This window comes from Anditalea andensis, assembly GCF_000714815.1.
In the GTDB taxonomy this organism is placed as follows: domain Bacteria; phylum Bacteroidota; class Bacteroidia; order Cytophagales; family Cyclobacteriaceae; genus Anditalea; species Anditalea andensis.
Genome location: NZ_JMIH01000016.1, coordinates 225,758 through 251,147, shown reverse-complemented (window position 1 = coordinate 251,147; position 25,390 = coordinate 225,758). Strand labels below are relative to the sequence as shown.

Genomic DNA, 25,390 nt, shown 5'->3' with positions numbered 1-25,390 from the left:
TCATTATAAAATCTAGTATGAGAAAAACCTCGCATAGAGGGATCATTATTGTAGATATGAGATTCCATCTAACCATTAAAAAGTTATTATAACAGATGCAAATTACAAAAATATCAATCAAAAGGCCTACTCTCGTGGTGGTGCTGTTTACCATACTGACATTGCTGGGCTTGTTTTCATATTTCAGCATGTCTTATGAATTGCTTCCCAAGTTTTCAGTAAACGTCGTCACCGTATCGACCCTATACCCCGGGGCAGCACCTTCGGAGGTGGAGAATTCCCTTACCCGAAAGCTGGAAGATGCTTTATCGTCCTTGGAAGGAATAGATGCCATGAAATCCACCTCCCTGGAAAGTTTTTCTATCATCACCATTGAATTAAAAGATGGTGCTGATGTGGACATGATCATGCAGGATGCGCAGCGTAAGCTGAATGCCATAGAAGGAGACCTTCCTGATGATGCTGATCCGCCTTCCTTGGGTAAGTTTAGTTTGGATGACATGCCTATCATCCAGATGGGAGCTACTTCCTCCCTGGAGCCGGGAGCATTTTTTGATCTGATAGACCAAAAACTGCAACCTGCCATTGCCCAGATAGAAGGAGTGGCGCAAGTAAATATTTTAGGCGGTAAAGAAAGAGAAATTAAGATCAATCTAGACAGGAGCAAAATGGAATCTTATGGAGTATCGCCCATACAGGTAACGCGGGCTGTGGGTGGCGCCAATCTAGATTTTCCCACAGGAAAAATAAAAAATGCAGATAATCAGCTCCTCATAAGGCTGGCCGGTAAGTTCAATGCTGTAGAGGATATAGGAGAAGTAGTAGTAGCCAAGATAGGTGGTGTAGCGGTAAAAGTTAAAGATGTAGCACAGGTGCAGGATGACTTTAAAGATGAAGAAGCCGTCACACGTATCAATAATAAATCTGCCATAGGGATCAGTATCCAAAAGCAGTCAGATGCCAATGCGGTAGACGTTTCAAAAAAAGTGGAAGAACTTCTTCATCAGCTTGAGACTAATTACGCTGAGGCAGGTGTAGGCTTTGATATCTCCCAGGATAGTTCGGAATTTACACTTGAAGCGGCTAATGATGTGATCAAAGATCTACTGATAGCAGTAGCCCTGGTAGCGGTGATCATGTTGCTATTCCTGCACAGTATCAGAAATGCCGTCATTGTCATGATAGCAGTTCCGCTTTCGATTATTGCCACTTTTACGATTATGTTTTTGGCTGGGTTTACGCTGAATCTGATGAGTCTGCTGGCGCTTTCGCTGGTGGTAGGTATTCTTGTGGATGATGCGATAGTAGTCATCGAGAATATCTATAGGCACCTGGAAATGGGTAAATCGGCGGCTCAGGCTTCATATGATGGTATTAGGGAAATAGGCGGAACGGTAGTGTCTATTACCTTGGTGATAGTAGTGGTGTTTGTGCCACTGTCGCTCACTGGAGGACTTATCTCCGGTATCTTGTCACAATTTAGTATCACAGTGGCAGTGGCCACGCTGATGAGTCTTTTGGTTGCCTTCACTTTAATACCGCTATTGACTTCCAGATTTTCAAAATTGGAACACCTAGATAGAAACGGTGTCTTCGGTAAACTGGTATACGGTTTTGAATCCATGCTAAATAGCTTTGTGGTCTGGCTACAGGGTATATTGGCCTGGTCGTTCAGAAACAAAGCCATCACTTTAGGCTTAGCCATCGCTTTGTTTTTCTCTTCTTTTTTATTGGTCAGTCAGGGATTCATTGGAACAGAATTTTTCAGCCAAGGTGATAAGGGGGAATTTATTTTAAGGATAGAAATGCCTAAGGAAACCACACTGGAAACTACCAATGAAAAGGTATTGGACGTAGAAAGGTATTTATCAGATTTCCCGGAAGTAGAAGGATTGTTTACTACAGTAGGCAAAACCACCGGAATGGGTGCAGCCCAATCTACCCCATATGCAGCTGAAATATTTGTAACGATGGTACCGGCAAAAGCGAGAAATATAACTTCTCCGGAATTTTCCAGAAAGGTCGAAATCTTCATGGAAGAAAATGTAATTGGTGCCGAATTCACAGCGGTCCCTGTAAGTATCACCGGTACGGCCAATGAAGCCCCTATACAGATAGTGGTATCGGGGCCGGATCTGGAATTATTGACCAGTGTATCTAACCGGATAGCGGGAGAAATGGCTACTATACCGGGCACCAGAAAAATCAAATCTTCTATAGAAGAAGGAAACCCTGAAGTAAAAGTAGATGTAGACAGGGCTAAGATGAATGAACTGGGACTGGGTATAGATGCCGTAGGTGGAGCCCTTCAGGTAGCCTTTAGCGGAAATACAGATTCAAAGTTCAGAGATGGGGAGTATGAATATGATATCAATGTTCTTTTAGCCGAGACAGATAGAACATCTATATCCGATATCGAAAACATAAGCTTTATCAATGATAGGGGCCAGGTGATTATATTAAAACAGTTTGCTACGGTATCTGCATCAGAGGGTCCGAGTCAGCTGGAAAGAAGAAACAGGATCAATTCGGTTACGATACAGTCTCAGGTGGCAGGAAGGCCTACCGGTACAGTGGGAGAGGAGATTAAAACCATGATAGCCAATATGGATATCCCCAATGAAGTTGCGATCAGCTATGACGGAGATATGAAAATGCAGGAGGAAGGATTCGGAAGCCTGGGGCTAGCCCTCCTTGCTTCTATTCTATTGATCTATTTTATCATGGTGGCACTGTATGACAGTTATGTGTATCCTTTGGTGGTGATGTTTTCTTTACCGCTGGCCGTGATCGGTTCGCTCCTTGCGTTAGCTTTGACATCTTCCTCTTTGAGTATATTCAGTATTTTGGGACTTATTATGCTCATGGGACTGGTAGCCAAAAATGCTATATTGCTTGTAGACTTTACGAACCAGCTTAAAGCAGCCGGAATGGAAGTAAAAGCTGCCTTGATGAAGTCGGTAGAAATCAGGTTTAGGCCTATTTTGATGACTACTTTGGCGATGGTCATCGGTATGCTACCGATAGCACTGGCTTCCGGTGCCGGTGCGGAGTGGAAAAATGGTTTGGCTTGGGCCATTATAGGTGGATTGATATCCTCCATGTTTCTGACCATGATCGTAGTTCCTGTCATCTATTATGTCTTTGACAGAATGCTTGCAAAGTTTAATATGGACAAAAAAGAAGAAATAGTGCTGGTAGACAGTGAATTATTAGCATCAGAATCTGAGGTAGCGGCTTTAGTATAATATGATATCTGCCTTTCTTATGTTTCCCGAAAGGCAGATATTTTCTACTTACTTAAATTTAAATTTCCGAAAATCATGAATGTTATAAGTACATACAAACGGATCATCACTGTATTTCAACAATATGGTATCAAAACCACCGGTATTAAAAAATTTGCTACCTTCTATAACGATCTCAAAATGGATCCGGTATTCGTTATGGGTTTGATATTTGAGTTAGAATTAGTGGCAAAGCGTGAGTTGGTGGATGACCAGATAGCTATGGTAGATTCCCCGGCACAACTGGTGACGCTTCTGATAAATGCAAGATCAGAAAACAATATGCTGCTTTAGATATTTATTATTAAAAATAAATATGTGTCTTTATCAAATTGTTTTTGGTAGACCGTTAAAGTTTAATATTGGATTTATGATGTGTAAAAGATTAAGAATGCTTATTTGGCCGCTGTGCTTGCTTTTATTTGTATCAGCTCATCCTGTAGATCAGGGGATATTTATCATCCAGATCCAAGGTCTTAGGAATGCGGATGGTGTAGCCACTGTAGCGCTGTATGAAAAAGATAACCATCTCAGCGAAGATGATGTAAAAGCTACTTTTAAAAGTACTATTAAAAATAATAGTGCTGTCATTATGACAAAGCCATTAGATTATGGAAATTACTCTGTGGTGGTGCTTCACGATGAAAACAATAACGGGAAGATGGACTATAATATAGTGAGGATGCCAAAAGAAGGGGTAGGGTTTTCCAACAATCCTAAAATTGGGTTAAGTAAACCGAGTTTTGAGGCTACCAAAGTGACGTTAGGGGAAAAAGAAAAGAAGATAACTATAAAAATGATTTATTTTTGATACAGATGAATACGATCTAATTTTTATTCCTGGACTGACTATCATAAATAAACGAATGATATGACCGTAGGAGGATTTACTTCCTATGGTCATTTTTTTGCTGTTCCAGATATTTGTCGATCAATATTGGAATTTCTTTTTGAAGAAATGTCATAAAATCACGGATATTTTCCAGATGCCGGTTAAAATCAGGGTTTTGATCGTTTCTGATGGCCAGTACTTTATCCAAAATTTCACTGAACTGAAGACCACTGTTGATGCCTTTTTTAAGTTCTTTTTCCCAGTTTGATCTCTTTAACCTGAAATACCTTTTTCTTTCACCCGGCTTTGTAGTATATTCTATTTTATTTTGGGTTTGTAATAGGGTAAGTGCACTACTCACAGCACTTTTGCTTAATGACAGGTTTTCTACTATTTCATCAAATGTAGCTTCTGCCAGATCCGCCACCATCAGTAAACCCAATATTCTTCCCAGAGCAGGTTGCAGTCCGTTTTGCTCCTGAAATACACCTATGATTTCAATAATTTCTCTTTGTTTGTCCGTTAATTGCATGTAATGATGTTTGATTCTGACGTATATTAGGTCTGGGGAATGGTTAAGAAAAGCACCTGATGATTTGCCTTTTCCATAATTTGGCCTTCCCGGTAGAAGAAATTTCCCAAAAGTTAGTATAATAATAATCCATTTGCACTGACAGCATTTTTTCCAACACCAGTGTTTCTTCTACTGAAAATAGGGTAGAGGCTTTATGTTTTTCCGTTATCAGATCGTGGTAAGTCTTTTCTATCCATTGATTAAATACAGATATTTCCTTTTTGCTTTCCCAACTCTGCTTCAAAAAATTTTGAATGGTCTTGTATGGGAATTTTTCCAAAAGATGAAAATATTCTTCGAAAAAACAATTTAATTTTTCTTGATAAGTTGTATTGGCCAGTTTATTATTGATATTATTTTTTTCTTTTTCACAAATGTAGACCATAAGGGAATATAATAAGTTTCCTTTATTCTTAAATAAGAAATAAAGTTTAGGCTTTCCGATTCCGCAATGCCTTGCAAGTACCCCTAAATCCAAATCATAGGAATTCTGTTGCATTATCAAAAGCTCTGCTTTTGCTAGGATTTCTTCTTTAGTCATCGTTTGGTAGTCCCATCTGTAATACAAATATAACATTAAAATCTATTTTGTTCATAAAACACAGAACAAACTTGTATATGTAAAAATATCACTTTAGTTTTGCATCATCATTCCCATCTTCATATGGTTGAGTAACAGTAAATACCTTTAAGCTTATCATACTTATGAATTCAGAACAGTATGTAAAAGACAAAAAATCATTAATCTTTTTGCTTTTAAACTTCTCCCTTTTCGTCAATATAAATATAGTCCATGCGCAGCAGGGCCCGGTATTAAACCTGAACTTAGATGACCTTTTGCATAGCGGTCTGGAAGGGAATGCTGAAATAGTCCAAGCTTATCTGGAAGTGGAGCGAGCAGTCGCTGAACAAAAGGCCATAGCGGGTGGATTTTACCCACAGATAGATGTGTCTGGGCAATATGATCGTAACATCAAAAGACCAGTATTCTTTTTTCCGGCAGATGGTGCCTTACCAGGGGCGGATCCTCAGCCTGGAGGCAATGTAATAGAAGTAGGCTTTGATAATGCTTTTCAGGCATCGGCGGCGGCCAATATGCCCATATATAACAAGGAGCTAATCGAAAGCAACCGGCTGGCCAAAACTTCTATCAAACTTTCTCAGACTAATTTAGAAGTCAATAAAAATGAACTGGGCAGCAGGATCAGAAAATCATTTTTTGAAGTATTATTGGCCCAAGAGTCTTTGAGGGTCCTGGAACTGAGCCTAGCCAATGCTGAGCAGAATCTGGCCAATGTTCAACGGCAATTTGAAAGAGAAATTGTGGCGGAATATGACGTTATCAGGGCAGAGGTACAGGTGGCCAATGTTTTGCCTGACATTATTCAGGCTGAAAATGATCTGCAGGAGTCTTTAAGTAACCTAAAGCTTCTGGCCAATATCCCTGAGGAAATCAATATAGCCCTGGAAGGATTACTAGAGGAAATGTATCAACAAAATCTTATTATACCTAATCTAGGAAATTACGATTTATCCAATAATCCTGTACTCCGGCAGCTTACTTATCAGGAAGATATCCAAGAGCACCAGATCAGCTTAAATCAAGCTGCTTTTATGCCACGGCTAAACACATTTGCCAATTATGCCGTACTGTCACAGGCTAATGATTTTAATTTTTCGGATTATTTCTGGGTAAATACATCAGCAGTGGGATTGCAGCTGAATATACCCGTTTTCCAAGGATTTACCAGGAATAGACGAATGGACCAGGCCAGAATTGATCTTAAACAGGCCCAGGTCCAAAAGGATTATACCCTACGAAGTCTCAATCTACAAAGTCAAAATGCCCTAAACAGAATGGAAAGGGCCTACAAATCTATAGAAGCACAGGAAAAAAACATACTTCAAGCAGAAAGAGCCTTTCAAATCGCACAGGTTAGCTATTCCACCGGCCGAGGCACCCTTATAGAAATAAATGATGCCGAACTTGCCCTGACACAGGCCAAACTCAATACACTTCGTGTAAAGTGGGAATATTTAAATGCCATGACCGATCTGCAGGAATTATCGGGAGAAACTGCTATAAATTTTAATCCTTCATACTAATGCTGATATTTAAAAGAAAATCAATATATCTGAATTTAGCCATTTTAGTGGGTTTATATGGGTGTGGTTCCCCTGAATCTACAGAACAGGTATCAGAGGATGCAGGTATATCTGTCAATACAGCCTGGGCCATAAACCAGGAACTTCCTCAGGAAATTACCTACTCGGGAAGTTTAGAAGCATGGGAAATCGCATTTATCTCTGGACAGACCGGCACCAGAATCGACAGAATTCATGCAGATGAAGGGGATAATGTCCGGGAAGGAGCACTTTTAGCACTGATGAACGCTACCCAGTTTCATCAGGCCCAGCTACAGGTGGATCTTTCGAGAAGAGAACTGGATCGACTGGATACACTTGTGCAGATCGGCTCTGTTTCCGGGCAGCAATTTGACCAGATGCAGACTGAACTGGAGAATGCTATGCGAAATTTGGATAATGTATTGGAAAATACGGAGCTGAGAGCACCTTTCAGTGGCGTCATTACCCGCAGATACTTTAGCCGCGGCGAGATATTCAGTCCAGGGGCAGACCGTCCGGCTATACTAACTTTGATGCAGATCAATCCGATCAAACTCACCGTTCAGGTAGCTGAGCAATACTATAGAACGGTACAGGAAGGTATGGAAGCAGTAGTAAATGTATCAGTTTTTCCGGAAAAAGCATTTATAGGCAAAATATTCAGAAAAATACCTCAAATAGATACTGGAGCAAGGACTTTTCAGGTGGAGATACAAATAGAAAATGCAGACCAAGAACTTAAACCTGGAATGTTCAGCAGGGCTACAATCGGTATGGGTGAATCTACGGGTGTTTTCATCCCATCTTTGGCTGTCTTATCTCAGCCAGGTACCAATGAGCGGTATATATTCACCATCGATGATCAAAATATAGCCAGAAGAACAAATGTTACCACTGGACCAAGGTTTCAGGACTTAATTAAAATAGAAGACGGGCTTGAACCGGGTACTGCTTATGTAACAGAAGGTATGCAAAAATTAGTTGACGGAAATACTGTCCGCATCATTTCTTCCCAGAATTAATATCCTAAAATGAATCTATTCAAAACGGCAGTATTCAGACCAGTGATGACCATGATGATATTTGTGGCTATCATGGTATTTGGAATATATTCCACCCTTAATTTACCTATAGATCTATTTCCGGAAATAGACCCCCCTGTCATCACGGTGATGACCAGCTATACAGGGGCCAGTGCATTGGAAGTAGAGCAAAATGTTACCAGACACTTGGAAGACCAGTTCAGTACCATAAATGATCTGGAGGATATCAGCTCTACCTCGGTGGAGAATTTCTCTATTGTAACTTTAGAGTTTGACTGGGGGTCGAATCTCGACGAGGCTTCCAATAATATAAGGGATGCCCTGTCCCGGGTAAGGGATATTTTACCGGAGGATGTGGATGAACCTATGATATACAGGTTTAGTTCTGCCAGCTTCCCAGTTATAACCCTGGCGGCTACAGCCGACGAAAGCTATCCAGGGCTAAGGAAAATCCTCGATAATGAGATAGTTACCCCTCTGAATAGGGTGCCGGGAGTAGGTACTGTAAATATACAGGGCGGGCCTACTAGGGAGATACAGATCAATCTTGATCCAATGAAAATGAGGAGTTATGCATTAGATATTAATGATATCTCCAGTGCATTAAGAAATGAAAACGTAATCATTCCGGCCGGCAATATTAGCATAGGAAAAGAACAGTATAACATTAGGATAGATACTGAGTTCCGGTCGATAGAGGACATCGGAAGGGTAGTGGTAAAAAACACAGAGCAAGGGGGGATAGTCTATCTGACGGATATAGCTTCAGTGGATGACGCTGTAGACGAGGACATGCGCATTGAAATGGTGAACGGGCAAAATGCCATTACCCTTACTGTGCAAAAACAGAACCGCGCCAATACAGTAGAAGTGGCCAGATCTGTTTTGACCATACTTCCGGAACTGAAGAGAAACCTACCAGCAGATGTCCACATAGAAACAGTGGTCGATACCTCTGAATTTATTGAAAATTCTATTTCAAACCTTTCCAGTGTACTGCTTTATGCCATTATCTTTGTGGTATTGGTTGTTTGGATATTTTTAAGACGGTGGAGAGCTACTTTTATCGTGGCTTTGACCATTCCTGTATCTCTTATAGCAGCTTTTATTTATCTGGCGCTCACCGGTAATACTCTTAACCTGATCTCTCTTTCTTCTCTTTCCATAGCATTGGGGATGGTGGTGGATGATGCGATAGTGGTATTGGAAAATATCTCTACCTATATAGAAAAAGGTACCAAACCCCGTGAAGCAGCCCTTTATGGTACAGGAGAAGTAGGGGTAGCCGTAATGGCCACTACACTCACCGTGGTAGCGGTATTTTTTCCATTGACCCTTTTGACAGGTATGACAGGAATCTGGTTTGGACAGCTGGGAATGATAGTGGTAGTCACCGTGGTGGTGTCCACATTTGCGGCGCTTACACTTGTTCCCATGCTATCTTCTAAATTACTGAAGCTGGAAACTGCCGGTATATCGCGCAAAAAAACAAATTTTGGAAGAAAGCTGGACAATGGGATAGAGAACATACTAACCAAACTGGATCTAAAATATAAGTCTATTCTTAACTGGGCATTGATAAGAAAAAAATGGGTAGTCATAGTTTCATTTGTACTTTTTATCGGTTCGTTCTTTCTGATACCCTTAGTGGGAACTGAGTTTATGCCAGAGGCTGACAATGGACGTATCGCCATCACTGCAGAACTTCCGACGGGCAGAAACTCACCAAGTGCTGTATCGACTATGCGCAAAATCGAAGAAATATTTGAAGAGGAAGTTCCGGAACTGAGGATCATATCTTCCGGTATCGGAACTTCTACTGGAGGTATGAGCATGGGAGGCGGCAGTTCTGATCCAAATGTCATTGACATCACTGCTACTTTGGTCAAGGTGGATGAGCGGTCCAGGTCTGTATTTGAAATAGCAGAAGTTATCAGAACCAGGCTGCACGATATTCCAGAAATCATCACCTATTCTGTAGGTACTCAAGGGGGAATGGCTGGACAGGGGCCCCCGGTAGTGATCGATGTCATCGGTAATGACTTACAGGTTACGGAAGCCCTGGCCATGCAGATCAGAGACGGGCTGGCCTTGATAGATGGGGTAAGAAATGCAGATTTAGGATTAGGTGATGCCCAGCCTGCGTTGCAGATAGATTTTGATAGAGAAAAAATGGCCATGCTGGGATTGAACCCCGGAGTAGTGGGTCAGAATGTAAGAAGCAAAATTGCCGGTCTGACTGCTACGGAATTTAAGGAAGAAGGAGAGGAGTTTGACATTATCATCCGATATGACAGAAGTTTCAGGGAATCTCTGGAGGATTTAAATAATGTGGAGATTCTTTCTCCTGCAGGTAATTATATACAACTGGGATCATTTGCGGATATCCGGGAGATCATGGTGCCACCGACAATAGAACGTAAAGACCGGGAAAGAAATGTCCAGGTGACTGCTGATCTGTTAGGCACACCCTTAAATGTGGTTTTTGATGAAATCTCCGATTATATCGATAATGATATGGATATCCCTTCAAATGTGGAAATAGCCTTTGGAGGAGATATAGAACAGCAACAGGAAGCATTCGGAGATCTTTTTCTGCTCTTGGGGCTTAGTATCATCTTGGTATATATAGTCATGGCTGCCCAATTCGAATCTTTAAAGGATCCTTTTATCATCATGTTTTCTCTTCCTTTTGCCTTTACGGGGGTAATTATAGCATTGGTGCTGACCAATACAAAACTTAGTGTTATTGCCTTTATAGGAGCCATTATTCTGGTAGGTATAGTAGTAAAAAATGCTATAGTACTGGTAGATTATATACAGCTTTTAAGAGGTCGTGGAGAATCATTATTCGATGCTATCGTAAATGCGGGGGCTTCCAGACTGAGACCAGTATTGATGACTACTTTGACTACCATATTGGCCATGTTTCCGTTGGCATTCAGTACTGGAGAGGGGTCCGAAACCTGGCAGCCTATGGCCATAGCAGTTCTTGGAGGATTGATATTCTCTACAGTAGTGACTTTGGTTTTGGTTCCTGTAGTTTATGCTATATTCCATAGAAAGAAGGTTAAGAAAATCAGCCTATTGGAAGGTTAGTCCTCCCATTCATAATGTTAAAAACAAGTGTTGAAATCTAGCGCGATAGAAATATTAACTATTTGGTTAACCCGATCCTTAACCGGGAATGCATCCTTGGTTCCATACCGCCCTTAAAAATTCATAAAATAATGATGAAAGCAATAATGATCATATTCAATCAGGCTTTTTCAGAAGAAGTTCTGAATGTATTAGAAGAATTGGAAATCCGGGGGTTTACCAAATTCAATGATTTACAGGGTAGAGGAACAGATAAAGGAGAGCCAAAAATGGGAACCCATACATGGCCTGCCCTAAATAATGCAGTCTTATGTTTTATCCCTGCTGATAAAGCAGATGATCTATTATCAAATTTAAAAGAACTGAATGCTTCTGGGGTGGATCAGGGACTAAAAGCATTTACATGGGATGCCGCAATAGCAGATTTCTAAAAAATAAATGATGACCTATACGCAGTATAGAATCGTTATTGAGGTGTTTAGATCCTTTGGAATCCATACAACTGGAAAATTTAAACATAAAAATTTCTTAAACGAAATTAATGTTTCTCATTGGTATATACAAGCACTGATATTTGAAATGGAATTACGCCTCGGTATATATTTGGAAGATGAAATAAATTCACCCTATTGCTGCCCTTATGCAATAGTATCCTGTTTAAGTAATACTGTAAAGCTAAATAATAAATAAACCCCAGGGACATTTACGGTGCGTAGGGTAGTGATAGACAGGAAGTTACTGAGATATAGAATATTTTATTTGAAGTTCTTGACGGTTGATGAAAAAAGTTCTCGGGCCATTAGATGGTAAATAGTGTTTGATTTACTTTTGAAAGGGCTCGGGACTTTTGTTTGATGAATAGATTTATATCCTTGTCCATCATGTAATCAGTTGTAGTCATTTTCAGACAAAACGATAGTATTTCAGGATTTTACCACATATGTATTTCCGGTGTAGGGAGCCTAAACCTTGCCCAATATAGCTTACTTACATCAAAAAGGCATAGAGCTGATTTTAACTCCACGGTAAAAGCATGTATGAAATTAAACCCTATAAAGCATGTATGAAATTAAACCCTATTTATAAAATAGCGGTTCTAATAACAAAACTAGAATAATTACAACAATGAAATTTACTTTTAAGCTTATCATAACACTGTTTCTTATTATCCCTATTTTCCCTTCCTATAGTCAGAGCTATCTCCAATTCCAAAGTTCAAGAGGACAGCTCTTTGGCTATTCAGAGGATATGGCAGAGGTAAAAGGTGATCGCACTTTTTTTAAATTAGATTATGCTACTGTACTGAAGACTAAGCAATACCATAGGGCCATGAACTATCCATTGACAGGAGTAAGTCTGACCTATATGGACCATGGAAATCTGGCAACCGGAAGGTCAATTGCATTAAGTGGTTTTATGCAACCAAGTTTGGTGGGTGGAGGACGGCATGATCTTTCTGGAAGGGTATCGGTAGGATTGGCCTATGTCGAAAATCCGTATGATCCCATAGACAATCCGGAGCAGCAGGCTATTGGCACCAATTTAAATTTCTTTGTAGAAGGACAGCTCATTTATACTTATGACCTTTCATCCAGATTTGATGTGCAGTTTATTAGCGGAATTACCCATATCAGTAATGGCGCTAGAAGATTGCCCAATACCGGGTTTAACATATTGTCATTGGGGCTAGGAGTGCGTTATCAATTATCAGAACAGAGTGCCAGTATTCTGCCAGCCTTTAATAGCCCTGAAGTGGATTATGAACTTAAAAAATTTTCCCACTATGCCTTTTTGAGAGGGGGAGTCAAAAGTGTTAGGAACCTGGATTATAACGTTTTTCCGGCATTTGGAATGAATTATACTTTGGCCTATCGATATAATCTACTAGGTTCATTTAGCGGAGGATTGGATGTAGATTATAATGAAGGATATGTAAGAGATCGAATGGCTATGAATGCCCAGAATGACGGATACATTCCTTTTTTTAGCTGGCGATGGGGAGTTGCTTTTGGACATGAACTTCATATGAATAAAGTAAGCCTGGTCACACAATATGCCTTTTATCTTCGTAAGCCTCATCCTACTCATCATATGGCTTATCAGCGATATGGATTAAAATATCAGGTTGGAGAGAAAACATCAGTATCGCTCACATTAAGGGCACATGGTGGAAGAGCTGATTATATGGAATGGACATTGGGAAGACAGTTATGGTAACGTTTTAGGCAGAAGTTATCCTCACTTATTAATTAATAATCAAATCATATTTGTGTATATGATTATTGTAGCCATATCTTCGGTTCTATCTTATATATATATATATTCTGTTTAACCGATGTTTAGGTTAAGTTACATAATATTGCCTTATAGCTACGTATTTATGTCTACTTTAAAATATACTCAGCCGTAGCGATTTATTGAAGAAGGTTGAGTATAGGTATAGTTATTGGGTGACGATTAACATTCAATTTTAAAAGATTTTAAAAGAAACATAATCATGAAAGCAGCTGTTATCGAAAAATATGGAGGTCCTGAAGTTTTTAAAATTAAAGAAGTACCTGTTCCCGACCTCAAAGATGGTGAAGTCCTTATAAGAAATAAAGCTTCATCTGTCAATCCAATTGATATTCATGTAAGGGAAGGAAGGACAAAAATTGTTACCGGTTTATTTGGTGACCATATTATAGGAAGTGATTTTAGCGGTACAGTTTTGGCGTCCAAAAACAATAAATACAATCAAGGTGATGAAGTGTTTGGCTTTTTGAATGCTGCTCTGGGTGGTGCCTATTCCGAGCAGATCATCGCAAAGGATATCAATCTTTGTCATAAGCCGGCAAATATTAATTTCACCGAAGCAGCTTCACTGCCTCTTGTGGGTTGTACCGTTTGGCAGGGTTTAATTGGTTTAGGGAAATTAAAAAATAGAGATAAAATCTTAGTGATGGGGTGTACGGGTGGTGTCGGAGCAGTAGCTGTGCAGATAGCAAGGAGCTTTGACTGTACAGTATATGGTACCTGTAGTGGAGATCACGTGGATTTTGCTAAGAATATAGGCTGTACAGAAGTCTGGGCTTATGACAAAGAAGAAATTCCTGAAAACCATAAGTTTAATTTGATCTTTGATGCAAGTGGTAAACATACCATATCTGATTTTATAGCCCAGCTGGAAGGTGAAGGCATGTTTATATCTACTAAAGGGGGGGCAGAAAATTTTGCAGGAGCTGCCAAGGCATTAAAAGATGTAGCCATTCACCGGCAAATGAAAATAGTGGTAGTGAAGCCTGATCGGCATGATTTATATAAAATCAAACAGACCGTGGAGGATGGGTGGCTTAAACCTTATATTGCTGAAATATTTCAGTTAGAAAATATCTCTGAGGCACATTCAAAAGCTCAGAAAGGTGGGTTTACGGGTAAGGTCGTCATCGAAATTTAAATAAACTACAGTTAAATTTGGAGAGAATAAACACATCGGTTCGTATAGTTGACGAATCGATGTATTTTGATTGCCTGTGAGTATAGTGGTTTCCAAAGATTACCTGATTTTATAATTTATAGGAAATGATATATTGTGTTTCAAATATTATAATTAACCTTCGTATAATTCTAATGGTAATCCGTCCGGATCGCTGAAAAAAGTAAACCGTTTTCCTGTAATATTATCTATTCTGATAGGTTCGCATACCACTTGGTGGTTTTTTAGATGATCAATAGACTGCTCTAAATTGCTTACTGCAAAAGCCAGATGTCTTAATCCACTGGCTTCTGGTCTGGAAATTCTTTTAGGAGGGTTTGGGAATGAAAAAAGCTCAATGCAGTATGTTTTATTTATAGCTAAATCTAACTTATATGAATCCCTTTCTAATCTATAGGTTTCATTTATAATAGTCAAACCCAGAACTTCAACATAAAATTTTTTAGAAATATCATAATCGGAACAAATAATAGCGATATGGTGTATATTTTGAATCATGGATAACTTTTTTTTTATCTATTTTATGTAAATATCGCCCTTTAAGGTAGAGCCGAATATAGCGGTATAAATTCCAAATAATAAATTTAATCCTCATAAATGCTGCTGGGTAATTATATATATTTAAATTAGTGTAAAATTGACACTTTATTTATATTTGTACGTATAGAATTGTGAAATGAATTATTTGTAGTTCTCATTTAAATAGTAACATGGTCAAACCATATTTCAAAACCCCCGTCTATTACGCGTTAGCGATTATCTGTCTATCATTGTTATGTCCCCAATATGCAGAATGTAACATTAAACCCAACTCTTTTTTTACTGCATTTATAAACCCTGATACAGCCAGATCCGAAGGTGGAAAACTGTTGGTCTATGTGGGTGAAGGGGACTCAGAACGTACTAAAGCTTTGCATTTAGCCTATAATAGCAATGGAAATTTTACACCGTTAAATAATGGTAAAGCTATCTTATATCCATTGATCGGATCACGTAAAATGGGTGCTCCCCATTTGTTCAATAAGGATACAGGCTTCGGTCTCATCACATCAGACAACCAAAATGGTCATGGGGTATTTATATATGATTCGGAGGATTTAATTGATTTTAAAAATGAAAGATTAGTAATTCTATCAGATAGTATCAAAGTAAAAAACCCTATCTGTGAGTTTGATAGTAAATTAAGATCATATAGAATATCCTGGAGCGGATCGGATGGCAAATTTTACGAATCAATGACCCAGGATCTGAAAACGATATCCCAAACAAGAGAAATAGGATCTTATAGCAGATCTTTAGCGAATATTGATACTCCTAGAGGTGCTGTGCAGGGAAGTATACTTAATTTAGATGGAGAGGCTTTTAAGAGAATTTTAAGAAAATATGGCACTATAGTCCATACAGGATTTGCTCCTATAGAAGAAATCTCCGTAGCAAAAGGTAAAAGATTTTCAGTAGATCTTCCTGAAATGGTCACTGCTCAATATAGCGATGGATCTACAAAAAAACATCCAGTACGGTGGAGTGAAAAGGAGCTGCGTCAATTGAACACCTCAAAAAGGGGTACTTATGAAATTACTGGAACTGTCAAGCTCCATCAGTTTGAAAATCCTTTTATAGAGCAGCGGGCAGATCCACATGTGGTGAAGGGAAGTGATGGTTATTATTACTTTACTGCTTCTTATCCTATGATAGGAAGTGATGATCCTACTGGATATGATAGGGTTATCCTCAGAAAAGCAGAGAGAATAGAAGATCTGGCTAATGCGGAAGAGATCACTATCTGGCATGTAGATAAATCAGCTATCAGTGAGCGCTGGGTATGGGCCCCCGAAATTCATGAAATAAACGGCACTTGGTATGTACTGTTTACTACCAGCAGACCCGAGTGGGGCGTATGGGGTATTCGTCCTATCATAATAGCCTGTAATAAAGGAGACAGAGATCCCATGAAAGCGGAAAACTGGGAGACCGAAGGGCACTACAGTGAGGCAGTAGAGGGAGATGAAATGGCTTTTAAGCACTTCTCACTGGATATGACCTATTTTGAAAGTAACGGGACCCACTATGTGTCCTGGGCCGAAAAGCCAATGCTGTCAAACATTATGATCGCTTCTATTGATCCTGATCAGCCCTGGAAGTTGACATCAAAAGCCACTTTGTTATCAGTTCCCCAGTACGGGTGGGAGAGAAAAGACAATACATGGGTCAATGAAGGATCTGCTGTCATTAAAAATGGCGGTAAAGTATTTCTGGCATTTTCCGCTTCCACCGTAGATGAGGCATATAGCATAGGTATCCTGCATGCAGATGCAGACGCTGACTTACTGGATGTAGATAGTTGGGCAAAAATCCCCTATCCGTTACTTAGTTCAGACGATCTTGACGGGCAGGTAGGACCGGGGCATAATTCATTTACAATAGATGAGATGGATCAACCATTGATAGTTTATCACTCCAGAACTGAAGGGGAAGTGAGTGGTCCCGGAGATAAAGGTGATGGGGGACTGTTTGATCCGGGAAGACATGCACGTATCCGGCCAGTACATTTTGACAAAGACGGTATTCCAGTGCTGAATATGAAGAAAGAACAGTTATTGGATCCATCCATGGAGAAGGTAACTATAAAAATAACCATAAAATAAACCCATTGAAAATATGAAATTTAAGATTTTAACCTTTGCGCTGTCGGTAGGCATTTTAGTGGGAGCATCTGCACAGGAAGAACAAGTACAGTATAAAACCGAAGGAAATCCCCTTTTCAGCCATAAATACACCGCTGATCCGGCTGCAATAGTCCATGATGATGTTTTTTATTTATATGCAGGGCAGGATGCCGGAGATGGGAAAGGATACCATATTCCGAATTGGGTAGTATTTTCTACAGAAGATATGAAAACATGGACTGAGTATCCTATACCTTTAAAAGCGGAAGATTTTAAATGGTCTACCGGGCCCAGTGCCTGGGCCTCTGAAGTAGTGGAGCGAGATGGTAAGTTTTATTGGTATACTTCGACTGAACATGCTACCATTCCCGGCAAAGCCATGGGGGTAGCAGTCTCAGATAGCCCTACTGGACCATTTGTAGATGCCAGGGGAACTGCTTTGGTTACCAATGATATGACTACTGAATGGGCTTCCCACTCTTGGGACGATATAGATCCCACCGTTTTTATAGATGATGACGGACAGGCGTATATATATTGGGGAAATCTACAATGCTATTATGCCAAACTGAAAGACAATATGATTGAACTGGATGGAGAAATCATGCCTGTAGATTTACCTGACTTTGAAGAGGCTCCATATATCCATAAAAGAGGCGAATGGTATTATTTATCCTATGCTTCGATGTTTCCTGAAAGGACCGCTTACGCCATGAGCAAAAGTATTAAAGGACCATGGGAATACAAAGGTATACTTAATGAAGTAGCTGGGAATTCTAATACCAATCATCAATCAATCGTAGAATTTAAAGGAAACTGGTATTTTGTTTATCACAATGGTGCCTTACCAAGAAATGGTGGCAGTTATCTTCGTTCGGTCTGTATCGATTATCTTTATTACAATGAAGACGGTACCATGAAGCGTGTGCAGATGACTACAGAGGGAGTGGACCGGATTGAATAGACTTCGAAGAAATGCGGTAAGAAGTAATAAGTGAGAAGCGATGAAGATTTGAGTACGAGGAAAGAAGTACGATGGTAGGAGAGGGTCATAGTTATAAGTTTTTCTACCTGTCTTATTCTTTCCTCATATTATTTATGATAAATCGTAAGAATTATACGGTCACTTGGTTATTAGATAAATGTAATTATGATGTAGAAATCCTATTAAATCCCTAATCATAGTAGGCAACATCTTCACATAAATTTTAAATTCTTCAATTAAACATATTGAAGAATAAATCCATCATCTACGCCATTTATAGATTAGTAATATCTCCTAATTTAACTAGAGTGATTTGCAATTGTTGGTTGGAGATATTTCCGGATTTTTCTATCAGGCATTCTTTTGAGATTGTACGTATAGGCAATACCATCAATTCAGAAGTTTGTTTTAAGTTATTGGTAGGATGGGGCTTCAATTTGCGGTTTTATCCTGAATTTTTTTATTTTAGTAGTCAGAGGTACTGTGATGACTATTTAAAATGTTTATTGAGTAAATTTCCGCTGATGATGACTACAGGACGTAGCTCTTCTTGTTCTGAGCCTATAGTAGGATTGAGGTTAGCATACCAGGTTTCACCCTGTTTCATTATCTATTTGTTTCAAGTAGCAACCATACCTTCTTCTGCGATACTGATCATATCTTCATCATTCTCCGAATGACTGTAGGATTTTGTGTAAGCAGCTCTTTTCAGGTGATTCAAGTATAATCTTAAAGCTTTCTCAATCAACTTGTTTTTTGGAATCTCCAGTTCTGGCATATTAGTCAAGTTAATCTAATAGATCTGGGCCAACGAGCTAGTGAAGGTGGCCATATTCTTTTGATTCGATCATATACAAATAAGGATTATATTATAAATCATTAATATATTGCGTATTTTTTAGTTCAAAAGGACTACTATTTCATATTTTCATGATTCAAACGGAAGATTATAATGCATAACATGCTATATAAAGGTGTTATGATATATTGTTTTATATCCATTTTACCAAGGTTATCATAGCTTTCTGATCCTAATATCTTTGAACAAAACCCCTTGTCCTTCCCCTTGTAATGAAATATATCCGGTCTTTAGCGGTTGGCCATCCTGCTTTATTTTAGGATCATAATTGTTCACCACCCCTGAACTTCCGATTCTCGGCTGGGTATATTGAAGGACCGTGTCTCCATTGATCAAATGGATGATCAGAGAGTCTCCGTAGACGATGAGATCAGCTTTTACCCATTCATCCCAATGGAAGGTGTCCGCGCTGGAATCTATACAGTGCCTTTCATCTAACTGTCCTTGAAACACCACTTCTGTACCAGGGGTGCATACAGCTCCGGTGGGTCTTTTTTTACCTGTTTCAGCTTCCGCCAGCATTTGGAATTCCACGGATATAGGCCAGTCTTGGTCTTTTTTTATAGTATAGGGATCCTGAGAATGAAACATCACCCCACTGTTTCGGTAAGTATAGGAAGGAGCATCTTCCATCCATTGGTCGGTAAATTTATATTCCCATGTGAGGTGAAAGGAGGAATAGGTTTTTTCATAAAAAAGATGGCCATATCGATTTTCAAATTTATCATAGCCATCATAATTTACCTCTAGCATACCGTCAGTTACCCGAAATGTCTCCGCATAATTTTCACCTGTTTCATGTCTATGGATCTTAGGAGTCCAACCTTCCAGATCTTTGCCATTAAAAATTGTGGTCCATTCATCAAATGATTCTTCCACAGACGATGTTTTGCTGGTGTTTTCATTACAGCTGATCAGTAAAAGCAAAAGGGGAATAATAGAGACTTTATAAAAATTCATGTGGAATTTAATTTTAAATTAACCGTGACAAAGTTTATCTGTAATTTATTCAATTTTTTGAAAAACCCTTACATAATCTACCTCATATCTTTTGGGAAACGGGGTATTGGAGGGGTCGCCTCCATTTGATCCTATGGCCAGATTCAATAAAAGGTAATGTGGCTGATGAAAAGGATTAAAACCATCAGGATTAATGGTTTTGCTAAGGTCTATTTCGTTCAGCAGCTCATCGTCCAGGTATAACCTGATATAATCTTCCGTCCAATCCATCTTCCAGATATGGAATTTCTCTGGCCATCGGGGATCCTGCTTTACAAAATGGTCTATGGAAATTTTCATTTCATCCCAGGCGACCTTATTAGGACTTGCCCAGGCGGCATTGGCTAGGATAGTACCTTCACCGTTTACACGATAGTATTCCATGATATCTATTTCGCCATTTGCCGGCCAGCCTTTACTTTCGCCCAAAGTCCATATGGCGGGCCACATGCCCAGAGCAGTATCAATTTTAGCTTTTATTTCGAAGATTCCATAGCGGAAAAGTTTTTTACCACTGGTCTTCACACATGAAGAAGTATAGGAGGCATATTCACGATTTTGGCGCCAGTCAGGAGAGCCATCTTTATATTGAGGATTCAAAATTTTTTCTCTGCGACCGGTGATGATGAGTTTACCTTCTTTAACCACTGCATTTTCTTCCTGATAATATTGAAGTTCTTCATTGCGCACAAATCCCGTTTCAAAGGACCAGAATTCAGGATTTGGTGGCCCCTCCTCATCAAATTCATCCTGCCATACTAAAGTATACCCCACTGGAGGTGAAATAGAATTATGTTGGGCCATTGCTTTCATATTAAAAAGCATGCCGAGGCTATATAGTATGTATGTTATATAAAGTTGAGATTTCATCTGTTTATATTTTTTTCTAAAGGTCGTCACTTTTTACGGAACGAATATCAGGGTGGAATTTCGCAAAATATGTAATTATCCCAGTGTTTGATCCCGTAGGTACGGGGCCATGCTCGATTTCATATTTATTGTAATGGATGTGTATAACTTGATTGGTTCCATTTCTTTACCATACATTTTTTAATCATATTACCTGGCAAATGATTGCTTCTTACAAAATTTCCATGAACAATAATTCAAGTTCAAAATTGGTCCTGTTTTTACCTTTGACTAAAAAGACACCTGTAAAATAACTATGATTACCTATCTGGGGCAATAACTGAGATTTCATCCAACCAGCGTCGCTGAATTTTTCAGTGGTTGCTTTTACGCCTATGTCATGGTCGGAGAAAAATATAAATTGCTCAGTATCATTAGGGCCTTTAATCCTGCTGACAATAGCATGTTCATAAACAGATCCATCATCTATGCTTAAACTGATCAAAGTGTCACGGCCAGAAAGACTGTTTTTGTAAAACAGAAAGTTGTTTTCTATCCGGAAGTTTGGATTGGCATCATTAAAGAAATCAATAAACAGGTTCTTATTTTTTATAGGTCCAATGTAGATAGAGTTATGTTTAGATACGTCTTTAGCAGTGGTTTGAGAACTGAACTGAATATCAAAATCCTTATTTTTTTGGTGAAATAGCCTCGAAATGTTCATGGTTCCATTAGCGGCCATTCCGGTGACATAGGGATAATTGGCCGGTGTGACTTCGTCTTTTTTTTCAGGATGATCTTCTACAAACTGGTAATAATCAGATAGATTATTAATATCATAGTCACGGTTCCACCCATGGTGACCTGTGACCGTAGTGCCCATAATTCCAAAAAAATCACCTATGAATAAGGTCGTCTGTTTACTATTGGAGAAAAAAGGCTGCCATAAAAGCACACGTTCTTCGCGTCTTACATACCACCCTGTTATTACTAGGAGTATAACTGTTGAGGCTATAATTAATTTGTTATAGTTTTTGGGTTGAGTGGGCGCATCTTTTTTCCGTTCTTCAAAAGTCACTTGGTATTGACCTTTTTTAATATGCATTCTCCACTGATCATCTTTGCCTTCTTCCAGGTAATATTTGTCAAGCTTTTTTCTGAGGTGGTAAACATTCACCCGGATATGTGCATCACTTTTTTCATCAGCATAGTTTTTCCCGAAGAGTTCCATGGAGATGGTGGTTTCTTTAAGATCTTTATTGTTTAGTGTAGCTTCTACTAAAAATTTGAGAAGCACACTTGAAGAGGGGGCCCTGACAAATGTTTTACTGCTAAGAACTTTTTCCAAACTTTCCAACTTCTCTTGCTTTTCCATTTGCACCTCAAAATGTATTGTTTATTATGAAAATAAGCCTGATTTAACAGTTACAAATACCGTTAAATGGTCGTTAAATTTACTATAATATTTTTTAATCTCCATATTGAAATCGATTTAAATACCTGCTTCAGCTTATTTATTAAAATCTAACTGATGCTTTTCTTCTAATTTCAAAAAGTAATAAAAGAAGGAAATACAGGTGCTTAAAATAATTATTTCTAACATTCAAACCCAAAAATTATGAAAGAATGGTTACTAAAATGGCCAGGGACATTTATCCTTCTCTTGCTATGTATCACCCAGGCTATAGGCCAAAATACTCCGAGAACTGTGGAAGGCACCATAGTGGACCAGTCTGAGAATTTACCTCTTCCTGGGGTAAGTGTTTTGGAGAAAGGAACTACCAATGGTACGGTGACAGACCTCGATGGCAGGTTTACCCTTAACCTCCGGACAGCCAATCCAATCCTTGTACTTTCGTTTGTAGGATTTGACACCCAGGAGATAAATGTTGGCAATCAAAATAATTTTGAGATTGTTTTGAGAGAAGATATAAGTCAACTAGATGAGGTGGTGGTAGTAGGTTATGGTACGCAGAAAAGATCAGATATCACCGGATCAGTAGCTTCTGTTCCAAAAGACAGATTATCTAACCTCCCCGTCACTGACATTACTCAAGCTATACAGGGTACCACAGCAGGGCTTAACGTCACCCAAGGATCTTCTGTACCGGGTAGTCCAGGAGGAATGCAAATAAGAGGGGTTAATTCTATTAATGCCAATACAAGTCCGTTTCTGGTAGTGGATGGTTCTCCATTTTTTGGTAGTATCAATGATATAAGCCCCAATGATGTAGAATCCATAGAAATACTTAAAGATGCCTCAGCTGTAGCTATTTATGGTACGAGGGGTGCTAACGGTGTGATTTTGATTACCACCAAAAGAGGAAATGTAGGGGAGGGTAAACCACGAATAAACTATAGCGGGTATACAGGTTTTGAGGGATTTGCGAATATGCTTACTCCTATGGGGCCAGACCAGTATGTTCAAAAATATGAGGATTTCCTTATTGCAAATAACTTGTCCAGAACCCAGGTATTACCAAATGCTGCAGAGGTGGACAATTATAATGCAGGTATTACCACTGACTGGATGGATGTCGCCACGCAGCAGGGAAGAATCACCGAAAATAACCTTAGCATATCCGGAGGAACAGAGAATGTGCAATATTTTGTATCTGGTAGCCACTTGGATCAGCAGGGAGTCATTAAAGGATTTGGTTTTAAGAGAACCAGTATCAGATCTAATATCGATGCCAAAATCAATGATTACATATCTGTAGGAACTTCGGCATTTTTTACTGATAGGAACCAGGACGGAGGTAGGGCTAACCTTTTACAGGCTTCTGCTATGAGTCCTTATTCTGTTCCTTATGATGAAAATGGCAACCTTATTGTTTGGCCGATGGCTCCGGAGCAATTGTTCGTCAATCCATTACTGATGACCACTGCAGATAGACAGGATAGGCAAAAAACACTATCAGGCGGTGGGTATGTGGATATTAAACCAGGCATACCGGGCCTTAATTATAGGCTGAACGGTAATTTCGTCTATAACATCAATAGATTTGCACAATATACCGGAAGGCCCGCCAATGATCTATTTGGGACTGCTAATACAGATAATACAGAAAGACAAAATTGGGTACTGGAAAATATTCTTACCTATTCAAGGGAATTTGATAAACACAGAATAGATTTTACCGGACTTTATAGTGCACAAAAAGTCGATTTTTTTAGAAATAGAGCCCAGTCTAGAGGCTTTACCAATGATGCCCTTTCTTTTTATAGAATGGAGGCAGGTACTACTCAGCAAGCATGGTCAGAAGGCAATAGTTATACACTTCTTTCTCAGATGGGGAGAATGAACTATTCTTATGATAGTAGATACCTGGTCACCGTGACCGCCAGACGTGATGGATATTCTGCCTTTGGTGCCAATACCTCTAAATATGGATTATTCCCTTCTATTGCATTGGGATGGAATATTCACAATGAAGGGTTTATGTCAAATAATAATATAGGAGAATTGAAGCTGAGGATATCCCATGGACAAACTGGCAACCAGGCTATTGACGTAAACCAAACTGCTTCAGTAGCTAATACAGTACTTCAGCCATTTAACGGTACTGCACAAGTAGGGGTGCTTTATGATAATATGGGAAATGCCAACCTCAACTGGGAAACCACTACGGCTACCAATATAGGATTGGATTTTGGGATCGTCGAAAATAAAGTAAGGGGTTCGATTGAAGCCTATAAAACAGTGACCAATGATATCCTTTTACGTAGAAACCTACCTACCACTACCGGATACAATAATGTATGGGCAAATTTAGGCAAGATGCAGAATGTTGGTTTGGAATTTACGCTACATACAGTAAACCTTACAAGAGGGGATTTTGTATGGGAAAGTTCCCTGAATTACTCTCAGTACAGAAATGAGATTTTGGAGCTGTATGGAGACGGTAGAGATGATGTAGGGAACAACTGGTTTATAGGTCATCCACTGAGGGTAATTTTTGATTATGAGAAACTGGGCATCTGGCAGGTAGGTGAAGAAGTGGCAGGCCATGATCCCGTATCAAGACCCGGGGACATCAAATTTAGAGATCAGAACGGGGATGGTGTAATCAATGCAGATGACAGAATTATTCTGGGGCAAAGAGACCCTAGATGGATAGGTGGCCTTACCAATACATTCAGATACAAAAACTTTAATTTATCGATTTTTGTGCAGGCGGTAAGAGGTGGACTTAGAAGTAACAATGTCCTTACTTATGCAGATGAAGCAGGAAGAAGGAATATTCCGGAAGACATAGGATACTGGACACCAGAGAATCCAAGTAATTATTGGCCTTCATTAGGAGCCTTCAGGAATTATAGAGGTTTCCAGTTTGCAGAAGATTTCAGCTTTGTGAGAATAAAAGATATAAGACTGGGGTATAATGTTCCTTCCGTATTGCTTACACGGTTCGGGATACAAAACCTTACCGTCTATATGGCGGGTAGAAACCTTCATACTTTCACCAACTGGGTAGGTTGGGATCCTGAGGCAGAATATATTCAGAGAGGTTCTGATAATTATCAGAATAATTACCCACTAGTAAGAACTGTCTCATTTGGTTTGAATGTCACACTATAATATCCACTAAATC

General features: G+C 39.3%; 20 protein-coding genes. 12 read left to right on the top strand and 8 right to left on the bottom strand.

The window, feature by feature from the left end:
* The first annotated feature begins 95 nt into the window (after nt 1–95).
* The 3 genes from EL17_RS09435 (at nt 96) to EL17_RS09425 (ending at nt 4,098) form a co-directional block, all read left to right on the top strand.
* A complete protein-coding gene (locus tag EL17_RS09435; protein ID WP_035072974.1) occupies nt 96–3,248 on the top strand; it encodes an efflux RND transporter permease subunit in 3,153 nt (1,050 codons plus the stop codon).
* Between the two features lie 75 nt (nt 3,249–3,323).
* Entirely contained in the window at nt 3,324–3,581 is a 258-nt protein-coding gene (locus EL17_RS09430) for a hypothetical protein (protein WP_035072973.1), read from the top strand.
* A gap of 76 nt (nt 3,582–3,657) precedes the next feature.
* Nucleotides 3,658–4,098 carry a DUF2141 domain-containing protein gene (locus EL17_RS09425; protein ID WP_164675025.1) on the top strand — a complete coding sequence of 147 codons (441 nt, stop codon included), beginning with the start codon at nt 3,658–3,660 and terminating at the stop codon, nt 4,096–4,098.
* A 76-nt stretch (nt 4,099–4,174) separates the two neighbouring features.
* Here the strand turns inward: EL17_RS09425 and EL17_RS09420 are convergent, their stop codons facing one another.
* Nucleotides 4,175–4,651, bottom strand: coding sequence for a GbsR/MarR family transcriptional regulator (locus EL17_RS09420; RefSeq protein ID WP_035072969.1), 477 nt, complete (start codon nt 4,649–4,651; stop codon nt 4,175–4,177).
* Nucleotides 4,652–4,694: 43 nt separating this feature from the next.
* Nucleotides 4,695–5,270, bottom strand: a complete 576-nt coding sequence (locus EL17_RS09415) for a TetR/AcrR family transcriptional regulator (protein ID WP_164675024.1) — start codon at nt 5,268–5,270, stop codon at nt 4,695–4,697.
* A gap of 128 nt (nt 5,271–5,398) precedes the next feature.
* Between EL17_RS09415 and EL17_RS09410 the strand changes: the two genes are divergently transcribed.
* The 6 genes from EL17_RS09410 (at nt 5,399) to EL17_RS09385 (ending at nt 14,398) form a co-directional block, all read left to right on the top strand.
* On the top strand, nt 5,399–6,799 hold the full coding sequence (locus EL17_RS09410) for a TolC family protein (RefSeq protein ID WP_035072965.1): 1,401 nt from the start codon (nt 5,399–5,401) through the stop codon (nt 6,797–6,799).
* Entirely contained in the window at nt 6,799–7,842 is a 1,044-nt protein-coding gene (locus tag EL17_RS09405; protein ID WP_035072963.1) for an efflux RND transporter periplasmic adaptor subunit, read from the top strand. The genes EL17_RS09410 and EL17_RS09405 overlap by 1 nt, the downstream gene beginning before the upstream one ends.
* 9 nt (nt 7,843–7,851) lie before the next feature.
* A complete protein-coding gene (locus EL17_RS09400) occupies nt 7,852–10,962 on the top strand; it encodes an efflux RND transporter permease subunit (protein ID WP_035072959.1) in 3,111 nt (1,036 codons plus the stop codon).
* Nucleotides 10,963–11,093: 131 nt separating this feature from the next.
* The gene (locus EL17_RS09395; RefSeq protein ID WP_164675023.1) at nt 11,094–11,393 is read left to right on the top strand and encodes a PG0541 family transporter-associated protein; all 300 of its coding nucleotides are present in this window, start codon (nt 11,094–11,096) and stop codon (nt 11,391–11,393) included.
* 694 nt (nt 11,394–12,087) lie between these two features.
* Complete coding sequence (locus EL17_RS09390; RefSeq protein ID WP_035072955.1) at nt 12,088–13,179, top strand: acyloxyacyl hydrolase; 1,092 nt, start codon at nt 12,088–12,090, stop codon at nt 13,177–13,179.
* Between the two features lie 280 nt (nt 13,180–13,459).
* Nucleotides 13,460–14,398, top strand: a complete 939-nt coding sequence (locus EL17_RS09385) for an NAD(P)-dependent alcohol dehydrogenase (protein ID WP_035072952.1) — start codon at nt 13,460–13,462, stop codon at nt 14,396–14,398.
* A 153-nt stretch (nt 14,399–14,551) separates the two neighbouring features.
* Here the strand turns inward: EL17_RS09385 and gloA2 are convergent, their stop codons facing one another.
* On the bottom strand, nt 14,552–14,935 hold the full coding sequence (gene gloA2 / locus EL17_RS09380) for an SMU1112c/YaeR family gloxylase I-like metalloprotein (protein WP_035072950.1): 384 nt from the start codon (nt 14,933–14,935) through the stop codon (nt 14,552–14,554).
* Between the two features lie 212 nt (nt 14,936–15,147).
* Here gloA2 and EL17_RS22615 point away from each other — a divergent pair, with 212 nt between their 5' ends.
* Both EL17_RS22615 and EL17_RS09370 read left to right on the top strand, forming a co-directional pair.
* Nucleotides 15,148–17,082, top strand: coding sequence for a family 43 glycosylhydrolase (locus EL17_RS22615; protein ID WP_084166166.1), 1,935 nt, complete (start codon nt 15,148–15,150; stop codon nt 17,080–17,082).
* Between the two features lie 13 nt (nt 17,083–17,095).
* Nucleotides 17,096–18,067 carry a glycoside hydrolase family 43 protein gene (locus EL17_RS09370; protein ID WP_035072947.1) on the top strand — a complete coding sequence of 324 codons (972 nt, stop codon included), beginning with the start codon at nt 17,096–17,098 and terminating at the stop codon, nt 18,065–18,067.
* A gap of 511 nt (nt 18,068–18,578) precedes the next feature.
* On the opposite strand, the gene EL17_RS23875 is transcribed toward EL17_RS09370, so the two are convergent.
* The 5 genes from EL17_RS23875 to EL17_RS09345 all read right to left on the bottom strand — a co-directional run bounded on the left by EL17_RS23875 (nt 18,579) and on the right by EL17_RS09345 (nt 22,170).
* Nucleotides 18,579–18,695: a type II toxin-antitoxin system PemK/MazF family toxin gene (locus tag EL17_RS23875; RefSeq protein WP_205623551.1), complete on the bottom strand. Its 117-nt coding sequence runs from the start codon at nt 18,693–18,695 to the stop codon at nt 18,579–18,581.
* 12 nt (nt 18,696–18,707) lie between these two features.
* Nucleotides 18,708–18,866, bottom strand: a complete 159-nt coding sequence (locus EL17_RS23085) for a hypothetical protein (protein ID WP_240485960.1) — start codon at nt 18,864–18,866, stop codon at nt 18,708–18,710.
* 237 nt (nt 18,867–19,103) lie between these two features.
* Nucleotides 19,104–19,907, bottom strand: a complete 804-nt coding sequence (locus EL17_RS09355) for a 3-keto-disaccharide hydrolase (RefSeq protein WP_035072945.1) — start codon at nt 19,905–19,907, stop codon at nt 19,104–19,106.
* Nucleotides 19,908–19,952: 45 nt separating this feature from the next.
* Nucleotides 19,953–20,816, bottom strand: a complete 864-nt coding sequence (locus EL17_RS09350) for a glycoside hydrolase family 16 protein (RefSeq protein WP_035072943.1) — start codon at nt 20,814–20,816, stop codon at nt 19,953–19,955.
* Between the two features lie 211 nt (nt 20,817–21,027).
* On the bottom strand, nt 21,028–22,170 hold the full coding sequence (locus EL17_RS09345; protein ID WP_035072941.1) for a hypothetical protein: 1,143 nt from the start codon (nt 22,168–22,170) through the stop codon (nt 21,028–21,030).
* Between the two features lie 243 nt (nt 22,171–22,413).
* On the opposite strand from EL17_RS09345, the gene EL17_RS09340 reads away from it, so the two are divergent.
* A complete protein-coding gene (locus tag EL17_RS09340; protein ID WP_035072939.1) occupies nt 22,414–25,377 on the top strand; it encodes a SusC/RagA family TonB-linked outer membrane protein in 2,964 nt (987 codons plus the stop codon).
* Nucleotides 25,378–25,390 lie beyond the last annotated feature (13 nt).